Origin of the sequence: Mesorhizobium jarvisii, from assembly GCF_003601985.1 — a bacterium.
In the GTDB taxonomy this organism is placed as follows: Bacteria; Pseudomonadota; Alphaproteobacteria; order Rhizobiales; family Rhizobiaceae; genus Mesorhizobium; species Mesorhizobium jarvisii.
Genome location: NZ_QZXA01000004.1, coordinates 435,131 through 454,644 on the forward strand (window position 1 = coordinate 435,131; position 19,514 = coordinate 454,644).

General features: G+C 64.5%; 12 protein-coding genes. 5 read left to right on the forward strand and 7 right to left on the reverse strand.

The genetic code is table 11. From position 1 onward, the window contains the following. Positions 1-35 precede the first annotated feature (35 nt). Both D3242_RS13120 and pdeM read left to right on the forward strand, forming a co-directional pair. Positions 36-2,570: a ligase-associated DNA damage response DEXH box helicase gene (locus D3242_RS13120; protein ID WP_064984639.1), complete on the forward strand. Its 2,535-nt coding sequence runs from the start codon at positions 36-38 to the stop codon at positions 2,568-2,570. Next, a complete protein-coding gene (pdeM, locus tag D3242_RS13125) occupies positions 2,567-3,283 on the forward strand; it encodes a ligase-associated DNA damage response endonuclease PdeM (RefSeq protein ID WP_064984641.1) in 717 nt (238 codons plus the stop codon). Before D3242_RS13120 ends, pdeM begins: the two co-directional genes overlap by 4 nt. Before the next feature lie 5 nt (positions 3,284-3,288). On the opposite strand, the gene D3242_RS13130 is transcribed toward pdeM, so the two are convergent. From D3242_RS13130 to D3242_RS13140, 3 genes are read right to left on the reverse strand one after another with little or no spacing between them, the layout of a single operon-like run. Continuing rightward, positions 3,289-4,224, reverse strand: a complete 936-nt coding sequence (locus D3242_RS13130; protein WP_064984643.1) for a dimethyl sulfoxide reductase anchor subunit family protein — start codon at positions 4,222-4,224, stop codon at positions 3,289-3,291. Between the two features lie 2 nt (positions 4,225-4,226). Next, positions 4,227-4,961, reverse strand: coding sequence for a 4Fe-4S dicluster domain-containing protein (locus tag D3242_RS13135; protein WP_064984644.1), 735 nt, complete (start codon positions 4,959-4,961; stop codon positions 4,227-4,229). Beyond that, entirely contained in the window at positions 4,958-7,888 is a 2,931-nt protein-coding gene (locus tag D3242_RS13140; protein ID WP_064984646.1) for a molybdopterin oxidoreductase family protein, read from the reverse strand. Before D3242_RS13140 ends, D3242_RS13135 begins: the two co-directional genes overlap by 4 nt. A 279-nt stretch (positions 7,889-8,167) precedes the next feature. Here D3242_RS13140 and D3242_RS13145 point away from each other — a divergent pair, with 279 nt between their 5' ends. Then, a complete protein-coding gene (locus D3242_RS13145; protein WP_038644427.1) occupies positions 8,168-9,067 on the forward strand; it encodes a LysR family transcriptional regulator in 900 nt (299 codons plus the stop codon). Here D3242_RS13145 and D3242_RS13150 read toward each other — a convergent pair whose 3' ends face one another. The 4 genes from D3242_RS13150 to D3242_RS13165 form a co-directional block, all read right to left on the reverse strand. Further along, the gene (locus D3242_RS13150) at positions 9,068-10,324 is read right to left on the reverse strand and encodes an Hsp70 family protein (protein ID WP_019863116.1); all 1,257 of its coding nucleotides are present in this window, start codon (positions 10,322-10,324) and stop codon (positions 9,068-9,070) included. Positions 10,325-10,499: 175 nt separating this feature from the next. Beyond that, complete coding sequence (locus D3242_RS13155) at positions 10,500-11,291, reverse strand: TIGR02186 family protein (RefSeq protein WP_064984648.1); 792 nt, start codon at positions 11,289-11,291, stop codon at positions 10,500-10,502. Beyond that, complete coding sequence (locus D3242_RS13160; RefSeq protein WP_064984650.1) at positions 11,291-12,214, reverse strand: sulfite exporter TauE/SafE family protein; 924 nt, start codon at positions 12,212-12,214, stop codon at positions 11,291-11,293. The genes D3242_RS13155 and D3242_RS13160 overlap by 1 nt, the downstream gene beginning before the upstream one ends. Before the next feature lie 191 nt (positions 12,215-12,405). Continuing rightward, positions 12,406-16,473 (reverse strand): peptidoglycan-binding protein, encoded by a 4,068-nt coding sequence (locus D3242_RS13165; protein ID WP_064984652.1) that lies wholly within the window; start codon positions 16,471-16,473, stop codon positions 12,406-12,408. 453 nt (positions 16,474-16,926) lie between these two features. On the opposite strand from D3242_RS13165, the gene D3242_RS13170 reads away from it, so the two are divergent. Together D3242_RS13170 and D3242_RS13175 are read left to right on the forward strand one after the other, a co-directional pair. Further along, on the forward strand, positions 16,927-17,388 hold the full coding sequence (locus tag D3242_RS13170; protein ID WP_081296132.1) for a MerR family transcriptional regulator: 462 nt from the start codon (positions 16,927-16,929) through the stop codon (positions 17,386-17,388). A gap of 294 nt (positions 17,389-17,682) precedes the next feature. Continuing rightward, positions 17,683-19,473: an acyl-CoA dehydrogenase gene (locus D3242_RS13175; RefSeq protein WP_064984654.1), complete on the forward strand. Its 1,791-nt coding sequence runs from the start codon at positions 17,683-17,685 to the stop codon at positions 19,471-19,473. Positions 19,474-19,514 lie beyond the last annotated feature (41 nt).

Sequence of the window (19,514 nt, forward strand, 5' to 3'; positions counted from 1 at the left end):
TTGGCGATCGCCCGTAGCCGCGCTACCTCTGGCGCGTGACAGTTGAGCCGCGCCTTGCCGAGCAGAATGCCGCCATTGCCCTGCCCGAGCCATTCCTCCGATGGTTCGGCGAGAAAGGCTGGTCGCCGCGCGCACATCAGGTCGAATTGCTGGCGAAGGCTCAAAGCGGCCAATCGGTGCTGCTGATCGCGCCGACCGGAGCCGGCAAGACGCTGGCCGGCTTCCTGCCTTCGCTGACGGAACTGGCGGTCAGGCCGAGGCGAAAGCCGGGGCAGGGACAGCGCGGCATCCACACGCTCTACATCTCGCCGCTCAAGGCGCTGGCCGTCGACATCGAGCGCAATCTCGGCAAGCCGGTCGAGGAGATCGGTCTGCCGATCAGCATCGAGACGCGCACCGGCGACACGCCTTCCCACAAGCGCCAGCGCCAGAAGCTGGTGCCGCCGGATATATTGCTGACCACGCCCGAGCAACTTGCGCTTCTGATTGCTGCAGGCGACGCCCGACGCTTCTTCGAGGATCTGCGCTATGTCGTGCTCGACGAGTTGCATTCGCTTGTAACCTCGAAACGCGGCCATCTCTTGGCGCTCGGCCTGGCGCGGCTGCGCAACTACGTGCCCGGCCTGCAGACCATCGGCCTGTCGGCGACGGTGGCCGAGCCGGACGAGTTGCGGCGCTGGCTGGTCAGCCAGAATCCACCAGGAGACATGTCCGAACTGATTGTGGTCACAGGGGGAGCTAAACCCGAAATCTCCATTCTCGATTCCGAAGAGCGTGTACCGTGGGCGGGGCATTCGGCGCGCTATGCCACGCCGGAGATCTACCGCGAGATCAAGCGCCACAAGACGACCCTGCTGTTCGTCAACACCCGCAGCCAGGCGGAACTGCTTTTCCAGGAATTGTGGCGGGTCAACGAGGACACCTTGCCGATCGCGCTTCATCACGGCTCTCTCGATGTCGGCCAGCGGCGGCGTGTCGAGAAGGCGATGGGCGAAAACGCGCTGCGTGCCATTGTCGCGACATCGACGCTCGATCTCGGCATCGACTGGGGCGATGTCGATCTGGTCGTGCATGTCGGCGCGCCGAAGGGGGCGAGCCGGCTGGCGCAGCGCATCGGCCGTGCCAACCACCGGATGGACGAACCGTCCAAGGCGATCTTGATCCCTGCCAACCGTTTCGAGGTGCTCGAATGCCGGGCTGCCCTCGATGCCAACTATCTTGGCGCGCAGGACACGCCGCCGCTGGTTGATGGCGGCCTCGATGTGCTGGCGCAACACGTACTCGGCTGCGCCTGCGGCGCACCGTTCCGTGCCGACGATCTTTACGAGGAAGTGCGAGCGGCGGCACCCTACACCAGCCTCGATAGGATTACCTTCGACCGCGTCATCGATTTTGTCGCCACCGGCGGCTATGCGCTGAAGAATTACGAGCGCTATGCTCGTATCCGCCTGAACAAGGACGGGTTGTGGCGCGTCTCCAACCCGCGCGTGGCTCAGCAATATCGGCTGAATGTCGGCACCATCATCGAAGTGCCGGCGCTCAACGTGCGTTACGTCAAAGCAGGCAGCAAAGGCTCGGCTACACGCGGCGGGGCCGTTCTCGGCAAGATCGAGGAGGCCTTCCTCGAAACGCTGACGCATGGCGACACCTTCATGTTCGCCGGCAAGGTGCTGCGCTTCGAAGGCATTCGCGAGAATGAATGCTTCGTGTCGAACGCGCCCGGCAGCGACGCCAAGGTGCCCTACTATGGCGGCGGCAAGTTCCCGCTTTCGACCTACCTTGCCGAGCAGGTCCGCATGATGCTGGACGATCCGCAGCGCTGGAAGAAGCTGCCGGAGCAGGTGGCCGACTGGCTGCGATTCCAGGCCGACAAATCGGTTCTGCCCAAACGCGATGACCTGCTGATCGAGACCTTTCCACGCGGCAACCGCTACTATCTGGTCGCTTATCCCTTTGAGGGCAGGCTGGCCCACCAGACGCTCGGCATGTTGCTTACCCGGCGCCTCGACAGGGCAGGCGCCAGGCCGCTTGGCTTTGTCGCCACCGATTACGCCCTTGCCATATGGTCGCTGGGCGATATGGGCGCGATGTTCAAAGCCAGGAAACCGTCTCTCGGCGCATTGTTCGACGAGGACATGCTGGGCGACGACCTCGAAGCCTGGCTGGCCGACAGCTGGCTTCTCAAGCGCACCTTCCGCAATTGCGCGCTGATTTCGGGACTGATCGAGAAACGCCATCCGGGCCAGGAGAAGAGCGGCCGTCAGGTCACCGTGTCGACCGACCTGATCTACGATGTGCTGCGCAGCCATGAGCCGGACCATATCCTGCTGCAGGCGACACGCTCCGATGCGGCGGCCGGTCTGCTCGATGTCAGCAGACTTGCCGACATGCTCTCGCGCGTCCAGGGTAGAATCATGCATAAGAATCTCGAGCAGATTTCGCCACTAGCCGTGCCGATCATGCTCGAGATCGGCAAGATGCCGGTGAACGGCGAAGCCGATGAAACACTGCTGATGGATGCGGCGACTTTGGTCGAAGAGGCCATGGGGCCGGAAATGAGTGAGGGATGAATTTTTCGCTGGCGCGCACGTCGCTGATCGCCGAGGCCGACATGATAGGCATCGCCGGCGAGCGTGCGGTCTGCGATCCGCGCGGCGTGCTCTATTTTCCCGAGCTCAGGCTGATGGCGGTCTCCGACCTGCATCTGGAAAAAGGCTCGTCGCTGGCAAGGCGCGGCGCGCTGATCCCGCCCTATGATACCGGCGCGACCTTGCTCAGACTGCAGGCCGTCATATCCGACTACCAGCCGTCGATCGTCATCAGCCTGGGCGATTCCTTTCACGATGGCGGCGGCGCCGAGCGCATGCATGCGAGTTTTCGCGAGCGGCTGGAAGCGCTGATGGCAGGCCGCGACTGGTTCTGGGTCGCCGGCAACCATGATCCGGAAGCGCCGGCCGATCTGCCCGGTGAAACGGTCCGGGAACTGGCCATAGGCTCGCTGCTGTTCCGGCATGAGCCGTCGAAAGTGCGCGTCGAGGGCGAGATCGCGGGCCATCTCCATCCCTGCGCGCGCATCGTCCAGCGCGGCCGTTCGGTGCGTCGGCGCTGCTTTGCCGGCGATGGCGGCCGCATGATCATGCCGGCCTTCGGCGCCTATACCGGCTCGCTCAACGTGCTCGATCGCGCTTATGCCGGGCTGTTCCGGCCGGAATCGCTGATGGCCTATATGCTTGGCGCCGACCGCATCTTCGCCATCTCCCGCTCGATGCTGCGGCCGGGCTGAGCAGCCTATCTGCCGTAATACAGAGTGACGGTGTGCTTTGCCTCGGCGAAGAACAGCCAGCGCTCGACCAGCATGCCGGCGAACTGGACGATCGCGGCGAGCACCGACGGCACCGCCGCATAGGGCCAGGGCAAGGCGAAGGTGGCGGCGATCAGCAGGACGGGCAGGGCGAAGGCCAATGCCTGTGCGAGCATGCGCAGCTTCGCACTGTGCTTGCGTGCGATGCGAAAACCCATTTCCTTGAGCAGGTAGTTTTCCTCGGTATGCGGCCATTCCAGCGAGCGCACCGTGCCGCCAGCCAAACCGGTCGCGGTGTTGGCGGTGGTCGGGATCTCGAGACGGTCATTGTGCCGCCAGGTCGCGAGCTTCCAGCCCCAGCCGGCAAGAGTGGCAAGCAGCGACAATACCAGCACGCCCGTGGAACCGATGCCGAAGCCCTGCAGCAGCGCGTTCAACAGAACGCTGCCGGTCATGGCGGCGAAGATCAGATAGGCCGGCAAAGTATAGCGGCTGTGCCACTGCGCGATCGGCTTCAGCGACGCGTAGATCATGCCGGTGGTGCAGACGGTGACGATCGCACCGATGGCGGCCAGCAATCCGGCAATGGCCACCCAGCCCTCAGTGCGGCCAAAGAACACCCAGCCGAGGCCGAACAGTCCGGCCGGGATGAAGGTGATGACCGAGGCCACGCCTTCGCGCGACAGCCAGGAACTGCGCCATTGCGAGAACGCCCGCCATCCGCGCTCGGGTCTGCCGAGATGGCCGGTCGACGACAACAGTCCCGCCGCGATCAGGCCAAGCGCCAGCCCCAGGCCGACGAGGCCGAGCCAGAAGTCGGCGGGGACGATCTGCAACCCACCCAGCACCCCAAGCAGCGCCAGCAGGCCGTAGCCTGCACCGGTGGCGGTGGTGAAGAAGACGACGGAAAAGGCTGGATGCATGGTCAGTTCGAAAGCATGCGGTCGACCCAGCCGAGGAAGCCGCCTTCGGCCCGCACCGGCTCCAGCGCCTTCGCGGGCACCGATGCGGCGCGCTGCGTATGGGCGCGCGGCGGCAAATATTTGTTGGTCGGGTGGTAGCCGAGTTCCGGCATCAGGTCGACGCCGCCGCGCTCAGCCACCAGTTGCGAGACGGCGGACTGGGGATCGCCGAGATCACCGAAATGCCGGGCGCTGGTCGGGCAGGCGGCCACACAGGCCGGCACACGGTCTTCTTCGGCCAGATTGTCGTTGTAAATGCGGTCGACGCAGAGCGTGCATTTCTTCATCACGCCGACATCGGTGTCGAATTCGCGCGCGCCATAGGGGCAGGCCCAGCTGCACAATTTGCAGCCGATGCATTTGTCCTCGTCGATCAGCACGATGCCGTCCGAGACTCGCTTGTAAGAGGCGCCGGTCGGGCAGACGGTGACGCAGGCCGGCGTCTCGCAATGCAGGCAGGAGCGCGGGAAGTTGACCGTGCGCCCGCCCATCTCTGTCGTGTGCTCATAGCTGTGCACGCGGTTGAACCAGACGCCGTCGACATGGCCGCCATAGGGGTCGATGTCGGTCAACGGCGCCATGTGGCCGCCGGTGTTCCATTCCTTGCAGGCGGTGACGCAAGCCTGGCAGCCGACGCACGTGTCGAGGTCGATGACGAGACCAAGTTTCTTGTCGCTGTGGGCGGGAAGACAGGTCATTCGGCTGCCTCTCTTGCCCGGCGGAATTCGGCGCCGAAGCTCAATCTGTCGAGCGACGGCTCGAAATGCGGCGGTTGGCTGAAACGCTCGAATTGCGGCTCGGTGAAGCCGGCTTCCTCATCAGCGCATTTGACGATGCGCACGCGCAGATCGAACCACGCGGCCTGGCCGGTGACAGGATCGGAATTCGAGTAGCGTTTGCCCTGGGCGTCGGCCGAGGTCTGGTCGCCGATGATATGGTTGAGCAGGAAGCCGCGATTGCTCTCGGCGGCATCATCTTTCAGTCCCCAGCTGCCGCGCCTTTTGCCGATCGCGTTCCAGGTCCAGACCGTGCTTTCGTTCACCCCGTCGACCAGCTTGATTTGCCCCTTCACTCTGCCGTTGATGCTCTCGATCCACACCCAGTCGTCGTCGACGAGACCGAGACCGGCGGCGGTGCGGTGATGCACGAACAGCCGGTTCTGGCTGGTAATCTGCCGCAGCCACGCATTCTGCGAGCCCCAGGAATGATACATGTGCATCGGCCGCTGCGTCAGCGCGTGCAGCGGGTATTTTTCGAGGTCGACCACCGCTTCCTCGAACGGCATGTACCAGAACGGCAGCGGATCCATGTAGGTCTCGATGCGCTGGCGCTCGGCCTCCGGCGGCTGAACACGGCCATAGCCGCGTGCGGCGAGCCGAAACCGCTGCAACGGCTCGGAATAGAGCTGGAAGATGATCGGCTCCGCCTTCGGGATGAAACCCATCTGCACCGCGAAATCGAGATAGGAGCGGTTGGCCATCTTGTAGTAGCGCTGGTCCTGAGCGAAGTCGTGATGCCAGAAGCCGCCATTGTCGATGTAGCGCTGCAACTGGTCCGGATTGGCCTCGCCCTTGCCGATCGACGTTCCATCCTTGCCGCGCCAGCCGGCCAACGGTCCGATGCCCGGTGTGCGCTCGTGGTTGACGATATAGTCGGCATAGTCGGCATATCTGGCCGATCCGTCCTCATCGACGAAACCGGGCAGGCGCAGCCGGGCGCCCAGTTCGATCAGCACCGACTGGAACGGCCTGACGTCGCGGTCCGGCTCGACGACGGGATGGCGGATGGCATCGCCCGGCCCGTCGGCATGGCTGATCGGCCGGTCGAGCAGGCTGATGCAGTCATGCCGTTCGAGATAGGTGGTGTCGGGCAGCACGAGGTCGGCGAACGGCACGGTCTCGGAATAGTAGGCGTCGGAATAGATGATGAAGGGGATCTTGTAGTTGCCCGCCTCGTCATGGTCGGTCAGCATACGCATCGTCTCGACGGTGTTCATCGAGGAATTCCACGCCATGTTCGACATGTACATCATCAGCGTGTCGATCTTGTAGGGATCGCCCGCCCAGGCATTGCGGATGACGGTGTGCATCAGCCCGTGCGCAGCCAGCGGCGCGTCCCAGGAATAGGCCTTGTCGATGCGGGTCGGCGTGCCGTCTTCGTCGACCAGCAGGTCGTCCGGTCCGCAGACGAAGCCAAGCGGCATGCCGTCCAGCGGCGTCATCGGCTTGACCGTCTTGCCCGCGGGTTTCGGGCCCGGCGGCGCCGATCTGGGGTAGGGCGGCTTGAAGCGGAAGCCGCCGGGAACATCCACTGTGCCGAGCAGCACCTGCAGCAGATGGATGGCGCGGCAAGAGTGAAAACCGTTCGAATGGGCTGATATACCGCGCATGGCATGCATCGAAACCGGTCGGCCCTTGATCGTCTCGTGCCGGCGCCCGGCCCAGTCGGTCCAAGCCACCGGCAGTTCGATTGCCTGTTCGAAGGCGACATGGGCGAGTTCGGCGGCGATCCGGCGGATCCTATCGGTGGCAATGCCGCAGCGCTCGGCGACCGCATCCGGCGCGTAGCTGTCATCGAGATAGCGGTCGGCGATCAACTGGAACACCGGCGTACAGCGGCGGCCGCCGACTTCGAAGCTGCCGGTCAGCGCCGGCTTCGCTTCCGTGTCGGTTGCCTTGACGGCGGTCTTCGCCACCCTGTCCCAGGCCAGCGGATTGCCGTCGGCGTCGCGGACGAACAGCCCGTCGTCGGAGGCGCCAGGCTCCTGCACGACGAGGACATGGGCGTTGGTGTAGCGGAGCAGATAGTCGAGATCGACGCGGCCTGCCTTCAGCAATTCGTGGATGAGGGCGAAGACGAACAGGCCGTCCGTTCCGGGCCGGATGCCGATCCAGTCGTCGGCAATTGCATTGTAGCCGGTGCGGCAGGGGTTGATCGACACCACCTTGGCGCCGCGCGCCTTGAGCTTGCCCAGCCCGATCTTGATCGGGTTGGAATCATGGTCCTCGGCGACGCCGAACAGCATGAAATATCGTGTGTTATCCCAGTCAGGCTCGCCGAACTCCCAGAACGAGCCGCCGATCGAATAGAGCCCGCCGGCCGCCATGTTGACCGAGCAGAAGCCGCCATGGGCGGCGAAGTTCGGCGTGCCGAACTGGCTCGCCCACCAACCGGTCAAGGATTGCGACTGGTCGCGGCCGGTGAAGAAAGCGAGTTTTTTCGGATCGGTACGACGAACTGCCGAGAGACGCTCCGTCGCGATCGAGAACGCTTCTTCCCACTCGATCTCGCGGAACGCGCCGGAGCCGCGCGGACCGGTGCGCAGCAGCGGCTTCTTCAGCCGGGCCGGGCTGTAATGCTGCATGATGCCGGAACTGCCCTTGCCGCAGATCACGCCGCGATTGACCGGATGGTCCTTGTTGCCGTTGATATAGCGGACCTTGCCGTCCTTGATGTGCACGTCGATGCCGCAGCGGCAGGCGCACATGTAGCAGGTCGTCTTGGCTATGCTGTCGGAAATGCCAGGCGAGGTGTCGACGCCGTCGCCTTCATCGGGCGCGCGCGTGTCGGCAAGCGGGCGTTGCGATGGTGCCGAATTCGCGCCGCGCGGCGGTGAATGCCTCATGATCCGGATGTGCCCGCGCGGCCGGCGGATTTGGCTCGAGTCTTCGGCCCGGGGCCGCGCATGTAATGCTCTTCCGGATGGTAACGATCGCCGGTCAGCCGTCTGCGGATGCCGCGGGTCCAATGCGCGAGAAGGGACTTGAACCGCCCGATCATTTTTAGTCTCTGCCATCCGCTGGCGAATTTTTTCTAACTTCGCGCGAAAATGTAGAATGAAGCTATCGATCCGTCTAATCAGTTGTTCTTGTAAATTCGATCGATATTGGTTCTTAATGCTGACATGACCCTGGATCAGTTGCGCATTTTCGTCGCCGTCGCCGAGCGCGGCCACATGACCAAGGCGGCGGAGCTTTTGGGTATCTCCCAGTCGGCGGCGTCGGCCGCCATCCGCGCGCTTGAAGAGCAGCACGGCGTCCATCTGTTCAACCGCGTCGGCCGCAACATAGAGCTTGCCCAGACCGGCCACCGGTTCCTGCCGGAAGCCAAGGCCGTGCTGGAGCGGGCCGCCGCCGCCCGCAATGTGCTGGAACATGTCTCGCAGACGGTCGCCGGCAGCCTCTCTATCGCCGCCAGCCTGACCATCGCCAGCTACTGGCTGCCGCGAAGGCTGGCCTCCTTCCACGAGGCCTACCCCGCGGTGCGGCTGAGCGTCAGCATCGGCAACACAAGACAGGTCGAGGCCAGCGTGCTGGATGGAACAGCCGATCTCGGCCTGGTCGAGGGGCGCACCGAATCCGACATATTGCGCCGCGCCAAGGTCGACACCGACCGGTTGATGCTGGTGGTTGCCGCGTCACATCCCGAAATCGTCGAAACCGCGCCGGGCCGTCCCGACATCAGGGGCCTGCGCTGGATCATCCGCGAGGGTGGGTCGGGCACGCGCGAGGTGCTGGAGGATCTGGCGAGGCGCGAGGGAATTTCGCTAGCCGATTTGCAGGTGTTCCTGGTGCTGCCAAGCAACGAGGCGGTTCGCCAGGCGGTCGAGGCGGGTGCCGGCGCCACCATCATTTCGGAGCTCGTCGTCGGACGCGCCGTTGCCGAAGGCAGCCTGCGGTCCGTGCCGCTCGAACTGCCGAAACGCGACTTCGCCATGATCACCCACCGCGACCGCCAGGCAAGCCTGGCCCAAATGGCGCTGAAGGCGCATCTCGGCGCAGACACTAAGGGGAGCGACCTTTAGTCAGCCGAACTTGCGCTGGGCATCCAAAGCCAGGCCAAGCCCGACCGAGCCGAACATGTCGCCGTCGATGACGGAAGCCTGCGGCACCAGCGACAGGATTTCCCGTCTTGCCAGCGGAATCGCGGTCGAGCCGCCGGTCAGGAACACCGCGGTGATGTCGGACGGCTTGACCGCAGCATCGCGCATGGTCTCAGCCACCGTCGCGGTGACCCGCTCGATGTCCCGGGCGATGGTGGCGTCCAGTCCATCACGCGTGATTTCGGCGGCGAACTCCACGTCGGATAGCCTCACCGCGACTTCGGCCGATGACAGGTCGGTCAACTCTATCTTGGCCTTTTCGACCAATGCCGCCAAAGCGTGCCCATAGCGGTGCTCCACGATGTGGATAAAGCGGTCGACCAGGTCGGCGCGCGCGGCCTCGTAGCGGATCTGGCGCAGATGCGTCATCGCCTTGGCGGTGTAGACCAGGTTGATGCGCTGCCATGTCGCCAGATCGATGAAGTAGCTGGCCGGCAGATTGCGCTTGCCGTCCTTGGTCGGGGTCAAGTAGCCGAGCTGCGGCATCACATGGGCAATGCTGAGCAGCCGGTCGAAATCCGTACCGCCGATATGGACACCCCGGCTGGCCAGGATATCGTCCTTGCGGTCCGGCAATCGGGCACGCTCCGGCGAGACGCGCACGACTGAAAAGTCAGACGTGCCGCCGCCCATGTCGATGATCAGCGCCAGCTCTTCGCGCGTCACCCTCTGCTCGTAATCGAGTGCGGCGGCGATCGGCTCGAACTGGAAGGCGATGTGCTTGAAGCCTTGCGCATGCGCGGCCTTTTCCAGGTCGCTCTGGGCGTTCGCGTCGGCCTGTGGGTCGTCATCGACGAATTGTACCGGACGGCCGAGCACCACGGTCTCGACCAGATCGCCGCCATCTTCTTCAAGCTTCTTCCTCAGATGGCCGAGGAACAGGCCGATGATCTCCATGAAGCCGATCGAGCGCGCCTTGATGCGCGTCTTCTCATGCGCCAGCGAGCTGCCCAGCACGCTCTTCAGCGAGCGCATCAGCCGGCCTTCCACGCTGTCGGTGTAGTTGGCGATGGCCTGGCGGCCAAAACAGATGCGGCCGTCCTCGAAATTGAAGAACACCGCGCTGGGCAGCGTGACCTGGCCGCCTTCAAGCGCGACGAGGTGCGGTTGCCCGTTGCGGACCACGCCGACCGTGGAGTTCGAAGTGCCGAAATCGATACCGGCGAATGCTGGTCGCAAAGCAGCCTCCTGTCATTGGCGGCAGACAGCGGATCGGCGCTCGCGGGAGAAGCGTGCGCTGTGGTTCCGGGCGACCGGACCGCTCTGCCGAATTGAATTGTGCGTGCTTGCCCGTTGGGCGGGGAGGTGCGGTCTATAGCATGGCGCGGGAAAGGGAAACCCCCTTTTGGACGTCTCAGTCCTTGCGGAAGATCAGCCTGCCGAGCCAGCCCGTCAGCATGGCCAGCGATATGGCGAAGACGCCATAGAGGAAGGAGTAGTCATGGGCGACCCGGAAGATAGACTGCTCGAAGCCGGACTTGCGGATTTCGAGCTGGGCAGAGCTCTCCTTGATGAACAGGCCGCTCTTGAACAGGAACGCGCGGGCTTTGTGGGTGCCGACCGGAACATTCGGTGCCAGCCTGACGGTGGCGCGGAACAGGTTCTGCGACAGGAACTGCACGCCGCCGACATTCTCGCTGTAGAGGCCTGCCGCTCCCTTGCGCTCGCGCAACGCCGCGGTGAATTCCTCGATCGTCGCCGGGCTGTCGCCGGCGTCGGCGGGCTGCATGTAGAGATTGGAGGCGCCGAGCGACAGCTGCTTGTAGCTGTTCGGTTCTGTGATGTCCTGCAGCGGCCGCGTCGTCGCCACCGAATAGGAGACCGGCACGTTCTCGAAGGTTTCGGAGTCCAGATTGACCCAGACGCCGAGCACCCGGTCCTTGCGGCGCACCACGACCGGCTTGGGTGGCCCTTCGAGTACGACGATGACGTCGTAGCGACCCTGGCGGGCGACCAGCGGATCGGGATTTTCCAGCGAGCCGAAGATGGTCAGGTCGGCGCCGGAAAAACCGGCGGTGATCGAGACATTGTCGGTGGAGAGACCGATCTGGATGCCTTCCGTCAGCGGCGTCTGTGCCTTCGCCGGTGCGCCGGTGGCAAGCAGTGGCAGGAGTATGGCGGCTGCGAATGCTTTCGGGCCTGCCATCAGTTGAGGCCCGCGCTGGACAGCGAATAGAGATTGGGCGGGGTGACGAAGAGATCGATGGCCAGCCTGATCGCTACAGCCAGCACCAGCAAGGCCAGCAGCGCCCTGAGCTGCTCGCCACGCAGCCTCTGGCCGGCCTTGGCGCCATATTGCGCGCCGGCGACGCCGCCGGCCATCAACAGGAAGGCCAGCACGACGTCGACCGTCTGATTGGTGGTGGCGTGAACCAGCGTGGTGTAGGCGGACGTGAATATGATCTGGAATAGCGAGGTGCCGATAACGACATTGGTCGGCACTTTGAGCAAATAGATCAGCGCCGGCACCATGATGAAGCCGCCGCCGACACCCATGATCGACGACAGGAAGCCGATGCCGGCGCCAAGGCCGAGCACCGGGATGACGCTGACGAACAGTTTCGACGCCCTGAAGCGCATCTTCAGCGGCAGCCGGTGGATCCAGTTGTGCTGGCCGGATTTCTTCAGCACCGGCGCCGCACCACTGCGTGTGGCGCGCAGCGCATTGATGCTTTCGACCAGCATCAGCCCACCGACCGTGCCGAGCAGCACGACATAAAGCAGCGAGATGAACAGGTCGAGCTGGCCGAGCCGGCGCAGGAAGGCGAACACGTAGATACCGGCGGTGGAGCCGATGATGCCGCCGGCCAGGAGCACGCCGCCGAGCTTGAAGTCGAGCGTGCCCCGCTTCATGTGCGAAAGCACGCCGGAGACGGAAGAGGCGATGACCTGGTTGGCGCCGGTGGCGACCGCGATCGCCGGGGGGATGTTGTAGAAGATCAGGAGCGGCGTGATGAGGAACCCGCCGCCGACGCCGAACATGCCCGACAGGAAGCCCACCGCAGCGCCCATGGCCAGCAGCACGAAGACGTTGACGGAAATTTCCGCAATCGGGAGATAGATGCCCACCCGTCAGTCTCGATCAGTTTGCCTGTCGGCGAATGCAGCCGTTCCGGGCAGTCTCGCACCGAAAAGCCAATTTTTCCTTGCACCGACGCGGCGGCGGGGTCAAACCCCGTCGCCGCGCCGAAACAAAAAATATCTCAATCAGTTAACAGGCAAATGTGTGGCAAGAGCGTCGTGGAAACGACGCTTCGCTGTTATTTGCGCGCCAGCAGCGCCCGGACCAGTTTTTCATCGACGGCGCCGGTCGCCGGCAGCTTGTTGTCGGTCTGGAAGGCGATGATCGCGTTCTTGGTCTTCTCGCCCAAGACGCCGTCGGCGCCGCCGGCATCATAGCCGTTCTTGTTGAGGATGAGCTGGATGTTCTTGACCGCCTTCTTCATGTCGATGCCGGCGGTCGTCTGCGGCGTGCCTTCCTGCCAGGATTCGGGAATGTCGGCCGAATTGGTCGCCGCATTGAGCGGCTTGGCCTTCCACAATTCGGTCGCGGCGCGCGCCCGCTCGAGCTGCTCGGGCCGCAGCGCATTGGCGATCTCGTCGCGCTTGGCGGCCGCGTCCTTGTCGCCGGTCTTGGCGACGAGAGCGAACCATTTGTAGGATTCCTCCAAGTTCTGCTTCATGCCGACGCCCTTGGCGGCGAGGATGCCGAGATTGAACTGGCTGTCCTTGACGCCGAGATCGGCGGCCTCCTGGAACCAGTGCGCGGCCGATTCATTGTCGGTCACGCCATCGGCGGCCATGGCGAACAGCACGGCCAGATTGTGCATGGCGCTGGCATTGCCCTGCTCGGCGGCCATCTGGTACCAGGTCTTCGACTTCTTGATGTCGCGGGCGACGCCGATGCCCTTCTCATAGAAATTGCCGATGCGGTATTCGGCCGGCGCGAAACCGAGTTCCGCCGATTTCTCGTACCATTTGGCGGCCGCGGCCATGTCTTCCTTGACGCCGCGCGATTCCGCGTAGCGCGAGCCGATCTCGAACAGCGCCTTGGCGTCGCCACCCGCGGCGGCATCGCGTAGCGCGGCCGGGCCGGCATCGGCCGGAATGTCGTACTTGTTCGCGACTGCTGCACCTGCCGGCGCGACGGCGCCGGTCGTGTCCTTGGCGATGGCGTCGTTGGCCGCCGTTGGGGCTGCGACCGGCTGGGTATCGGTATCCGTCGCTTGCGCACCGCCGGTAGCAGCTGCCGGCTCTGAAGCCGTCGTATCCATCGGGGTCGTGGCAATAGGCGCAACTGGTGCTGGGGCGGCCGAAGCCGTGGGGCCGGAAGAGGCGGTGGAAGCAGCAGGCGCGGCGGGCTCTGCGACCGGCGCCGTATTCGCCATTGCGTCCGTGTCCGACGGCATCGCCATGGCGGTCTGCGCCACCATGTCGTCCTTGGTCATGGGCGCGGATTGTTCGGCCTGCCTGACGGCACGGGCCGGCGCGTTGTCCGTCGCCGCCGGCTGGGCTTGCGCCTTCGGCTGGCTCGCCGTGTCGACGGATGCCGTCTGCGCTGGCTGCGCGGCAACGATCGGTGCGGCGTCGTTGTTTGCCACCTGAACCGGATCCGAGAGGAACGCCTTGCCGAGCTGCAGGCCGGCAAGCGCCAGCATGATCGCCGCCGCCGCCATCAGGATCGGCTTGCGTCGGGCCTTGAGCAGGTCGCCGATCCTGAGCGCTTTCACCGGGCCTTTCACCGTCGACTGTCGCTTCAGGGCGTCGGCCTCGGCGGCGGCGGCCTGCGCCGCGCGCCGCGCGGCCGCGATGAAATCCGATTTCGCGGCGTCGCTTTCGCCAAGCTTTGCCGGCTGGCCACGTTCGTCGCGAACCCGCTTCATGATGGCATTGAGGTCGGGCGCGCCGGAGCCTGGTTCCAGCGGGCGGTTGGCCACTTTCGGGTCGAGCGGCTCGTCAAGATCGACAGTCGGAATATCGCTGCTCGGCGGCGAACCGGCCAGCGGCGGGACGTCCGCCGCCGCCTTCTTGCCCTTGAAGGCGCGGGCCAGCCCGCCGAACATCGATTTGCGGCCTGCCGGCCGGTCCTTTTCGGCGATGGTATCGGAACCGAGTGCGGCCATGGCGGCGGCTGCTGCTGCTTCCGCCGGCGTGCGCGTGCCCAGGTCGCCACGCGCACCCATGTCGCCACGCGCACCCTCGTTGCGCATTATAGCGGCGGCGCGGCCATCGAGATCGGCCATGTCGCCGGTCAGCGGCATCGGCTCGTCGATATCCATCGACGGCGCTTCGACAGCCATCTTGGTGGTCCGTGTGCGGCGTTTGCCGGCCGCCTCGTCCTGGCGCGTGGCCAGAAGCTCGCTCACCGCTTCGGACGGCTCGTCGGTTTCCAGCGAACCCAGCCGGTCGACGATCTTGAGCAGCGTGTCGTGGATGGCCTCGAACGTTCGCGAATTGCGCTCGTCGGAGCGCCGCGTCAGCGTTTCCAGCGTCTTCAGATCCTGGGCGAGTCCGGAAACCGCCGACGCATTGGCGTCCGACCCGGCCAGCGAACGCACCGCGTTCTCGGCCGCTTCGCGTGCCGCGCCGAGGATGGAATCGCGGGTTCCCGCCAGCGCCTTCTCGATTTCGTCGAGGCGCGGGCTGATGTCCTCGAATTCCGGCAGCGGCGTGCTGGGCCTGGACAGATGCGCGGACAGGCCGGCGACTTGCGCCTCCAGGCTGCGGATCAGCGCCGGATCGATGCCGGCGACCTGGGCCGCCGAGGCGTCGAGCCGGCTGGAAATGTCCTCAAGCCGGCTTTCCAATCCACGGATCGCCGCTTCGCCGGCGGGATCGGCGGCACGTGTCTCCATGCGCGTGGCGAGTGCGGTGAAGCGGGCGTCGATGGCCTCCATGATGCCGGCGCTATCGATCTGCGGCGCGATGCGCTGGTCGAGCCGGTCGGCGACCTCATCGAGACGGCGCTCGAGATCGCGAAACAGCATGTTGCCCTGTTCGATGGCATCGCCCTGGCGGCGTTCCATCATGCCGGACAGAACATCGAAGCGCTGCTCGAGCCCGTGGAAGATGTAGTCGGCGTCGGGCATGGCCGGCGCCTGGTCGATCTTGTCGGCAATGAGGGTGATCTGCTTGGCCAGCCGCTCCATCGCCTGCTCGGGCAAATTGGCGCGGCCGGCGAGTTCGTCAACGCGGCTCGACAGCGTGCTCAGGCGATCCATGACCGCGTTGCCGGGGCGATCCTGCGCCACTTCCTCGATCTGCCGGGCGAGCGAGTCGATGCGCTTCTCGATACGATCGAAGGCTTCGTGATCGACCGAATTGGCCTGTGCCGCGACGGTCGAGGCAACGATGGCGCGGGAAATCTCGTCCAGCCGCTCGTCGATCATGGCAAGCGTGTCGCTGCCGCGATTGTCCTGCTGGCCCGCGAAGTGTTCGACGGCGCCGGCCAGCGTGCGCACCTTTTCCTCGAGCGAGCGCAGCGACAGCGATTCCGGCAGATTGTTGACGGCGTTGCTGATCTGCTCCAGCCGGTCGGTCAGCGCCGCAAGGGCGGGATCGTCGGAACGTTTGCGCTGATCGGCGTCGACACGGTCCTCGAAAGCCGTCCAGCGGCGGTCGAAATCGTCCCAGCGGCGGTCGACCTTCTGCACGCTCTCCTCGCGCGCCAGCGTGTCGAGCGCAGCCTTCACCTGCTCGAGCTCCAGGCGCAGCATGTTGACGCTTCTGTCGTCGCTCTTCTCCGACAGCGACTTGATGGCGCCGGAAAGCCGTTCGAATTCGACGCCGAGTTCGGCGCTGCCCTTGCCAGCAATGCCGGGCCTGGCGCTGGCCTGGAAGGCGCGGTCGATATCCTTGCGCAGCGCATCGAATTCGCGTTGCAGACCCGCCGTCATCTGGTGGCGCAGTTCCTCTCGCATGCCGCGCAACTCACCGGCGATCTTGCCGACCATGGCGACGCTGTCTTCCTGGCCGCGCACGCGGTCGATGTCACGGGCGATGGCCTGGTAGTTCTGGTCGAAGCTGGGGGCCGGTGCCGGGGTCTGCGGGCGCGCCGCTGGCCGCGGATCCTCATACCAGCGCTGCTGAGCGGTTGGCTGGGCGGCGGGATAACGCGGGTCGACCGCAGGATAGCGCGGCTCGGTGGCTGGATAGCGCGGGTCGGCGCCGTATTGGTGCGGAGCGGGCCGGGCCGTCACCTCCTCGCGGGTCTGACCCAGCCGCTGTTCCAGCGTCTCCAGCGAGCGGTTCAGTTGCTCGAGCGTGGTCTGCGGCTTGCGCTGCCTGCCGGCGTTGAGTGTATCGAGATAGGACCGCTTGCTGTTCATCGGTGCGTCCGTCTTTCAGATTGGCCGGCTTTCGACCAGCTCCCCAAGTCCCTGCCGGAACGAAGGCGACCGCGCTTCCACGGTGGAAGACAAGCTTCCCGGGGTTTCACCCGCGCTCCGAAAAACCGTGAAAAATTCGATACAGGATAAACACGGGTAGCCGACGCGCCCACATTTCCCCCAACGTGGTAAACAACGCGTTAACCAAGCTTAAGAAGTTGGAAGGAAGTTAGCTCTCGCTTTCACGGTGCGGCATAAAGCACCTTCACAGAACGCCCCTTGCGTCATGAGGCGGCTATCGGTATAGAATTGACGTAAACGTAAAAGGCGCATTTGAGTGTGCTGTTTGCGATTTTGTTTGTCGAAACCACGGCCGGAAGCACGCCCCCGCTTCCAGTCAGGCGACGCATGGTCCAGGACCGCGACGCCACCAGACGGGGAAAGCCAGTGACCATGAAGCTTATCTCGGCCGGCGAGACCGCGGCCAATACCAATAATGTATCTGTCGAAGCCGGTGAGGACCTCGCCCGCATCGGCGAAATGGCCAAGAAATACGGCGTGACGCTGCGCACGCTGCGTTTCTACGAAGACAAGGGCCTGCTCAACCCGCAGCGCGACGGCTCCACCCGTCTCTACACGCGCCGCGACAAGGCCCGGCTGAAGCTGATCCTGCTCGGCCGCAAGGTCGGTTTCTCGCTGCGCGACGTCAAGCAGATGATGGATCTCTATGATCCGACCGGTTCCAACACCAAGCAGCTGCGGCTGGCGCTGGACAAGTCGGAGAAGCAGCTCGCCCGCCTGCAGAAGCAGCGGGCGCTGATCGACGACGCCATCAACGAGCTCTCCGGCTCGATGTCGGCGGTGCGCCAAATGTTGGCCGAGCGCACGGCGCCGCAGGCGAGCGTCGCGAGCTAAAGCAATCTACCGGTTCCGACCCCGTCGGAGTCTCAACCATCAAAGCCGCGTGGCTCTGCCGCGCGGCTTTTTCGTTGCCTGCGTCTGCCCAACTGGTTCCCTCGGCGCTGGCCTGCATGGCGTCGCGCCGCCAGCTTAACCAAGCTGGGCTGGGCGGGAAATCTTGTCGCATCGAAAAAATTGACGTTTACGCAAACGTCAATTTTTGCTATCCCGGCTTCAACACGGGTCCGCATGCTGCCCTGACATGAATTCGGGGGCTTTCGGACCAGGTCCGCAGGGTGGAGAAAAAGCATGCCGACATACAGGGCTCCGGTCCAGGATACGCTGTTCGTACTCAACGACGTGCTGGGCTATCAGCGCTATTCGAACCTTCCCGGATTTGCCGACGCGACGCCAGACGTGCTGGAAGCGATTCTGGCCGAAGGCGCCAAGCTCGCCGAAAACGTCATGCATCCGCTCAACCGGGTCGGCGACATGGAAGGCTGTGTGCGTCACGACGACGGCTCGGTGACCACGCCCAAAGGCTTCAAGGAGGCCTTCGACCAGTATCGCGAAGGCGGCTGGATGGGGCTGGCGGCGCCGGTCGAGTTCGGCGGCCAGGGCCTGCCCTATGCCGTGCACACCGCCGTCGCTGAATATATGGTCTCGGCCAACATGTCGCTGATGATGTATCCGGGCCTGACCCAGGGCGCCATCGCGGCGATCATCACCCACGGCACCGACGAGCAGAAGGCCAAATGGCTGCCGAAGATGGTCGAGGGCTCCTGGACCGGCACCATGAACCTGACCGAACCGCATTGCGGCACCGATCTCGGCCTGCTGCGCACCAAGGCGGTGCCGAACGGCGACGGCACCTACAAGATCTCGGGCCAGAAGATTTTCATCTCGGCCGGCGAACACGACATGTCGGACAACATCGTCCATCTCGTGCTGGCCCGCATCGAGGGCGCGCCGGAAGGCGTCAAGGGCATTTCGCTGTTCATCGTGCCGAAGCTCAAGCTCGATGCTTCGGGCAATCCGGGCGAACGCAACACGCTCTCCTGTGGCTCGATCGAGGAGAAGATGGGCATCCACGGCAATTCGACCTGCGTCATGAACTATGACGAGGCCGAAGGCACGCTGCTCGGTGAGGAGAATGGCGGCCTCAAGGCGATGTTCACGATGATGAACGAGGCCCGCCTCGGCGTCGGCCTGCAAGGGCTTTCGCTGTCGGAGATCGCCTACCAGAACGCCGTCGCCTACGCCAAGGACCGCTTGCAGGGCCGTTCGCTGTCGGGCGCCAAGGCGCCGGACAAGAAGGCCGACCCGATCATCGTCCATCCCGACATCCGTCGCTCTTTGATGACCATGAAGGCCTTCAACGAGGCCGGTCGCGCGCTGGCGCTGTGGACGGCGATCAAGTCCGACATCGCGCATCGCTCCGCCGACGACAAGGATCGCCAGGCGGCCGACGACTACACCGGCCTGATGACGCCGGTGGTCAAGGGCGTGCTCACCGACAAGGGTTTTGACCACGCCGTCATGGCCCAGCAGGTATTCGGAGGCCACGGCTACATCGAAGAGCACGGCATGAGCCAGTTCGTGCGCGATGCCCGCATCGCCATGATCTATGAGGGCGCCAACGGCATCCAGGCGCTCGACCTCGTCGGCCGCAAGCTCGGCCTGAATGGCGGCCGCGCCATCCAGGCTTTCTTCAAGGAGGTCGGCGAATTCTGCGAGGAAAACCGCGCCGACGAGAAGATGGCGCCCTTCACCAAGGGGTTGAAAAAGGGTCTCAATGATCTGCAGGCGGCGACTATGTGGCTGGTGCAGAACGGCATTTCCAAGCCCGACAATGCCGGTGCGGCCTCGACCGACTACATGCATCTCTTCGGCCTTGTCGCACTGGGCTACATGTGGGCGCAGATGGCCAAGGCGGCTCAGGGCAAGACCGGCGCCAACGGCACCCAGTCCTTCTATGACAACAAGGTGGTGACGGCGCGCTTCTTCATGGAGCGGATCATGCCGGAGACGTCGGCCCATCTCGCCCGTATTTCGAGTGGTGCGGACACGCTGATGGCCCTGCCCGCGGAAGCGTTCTAAAGATGGTTGCCCTCCTCCCTCGGGGGAGGGTCGGTTGAGGC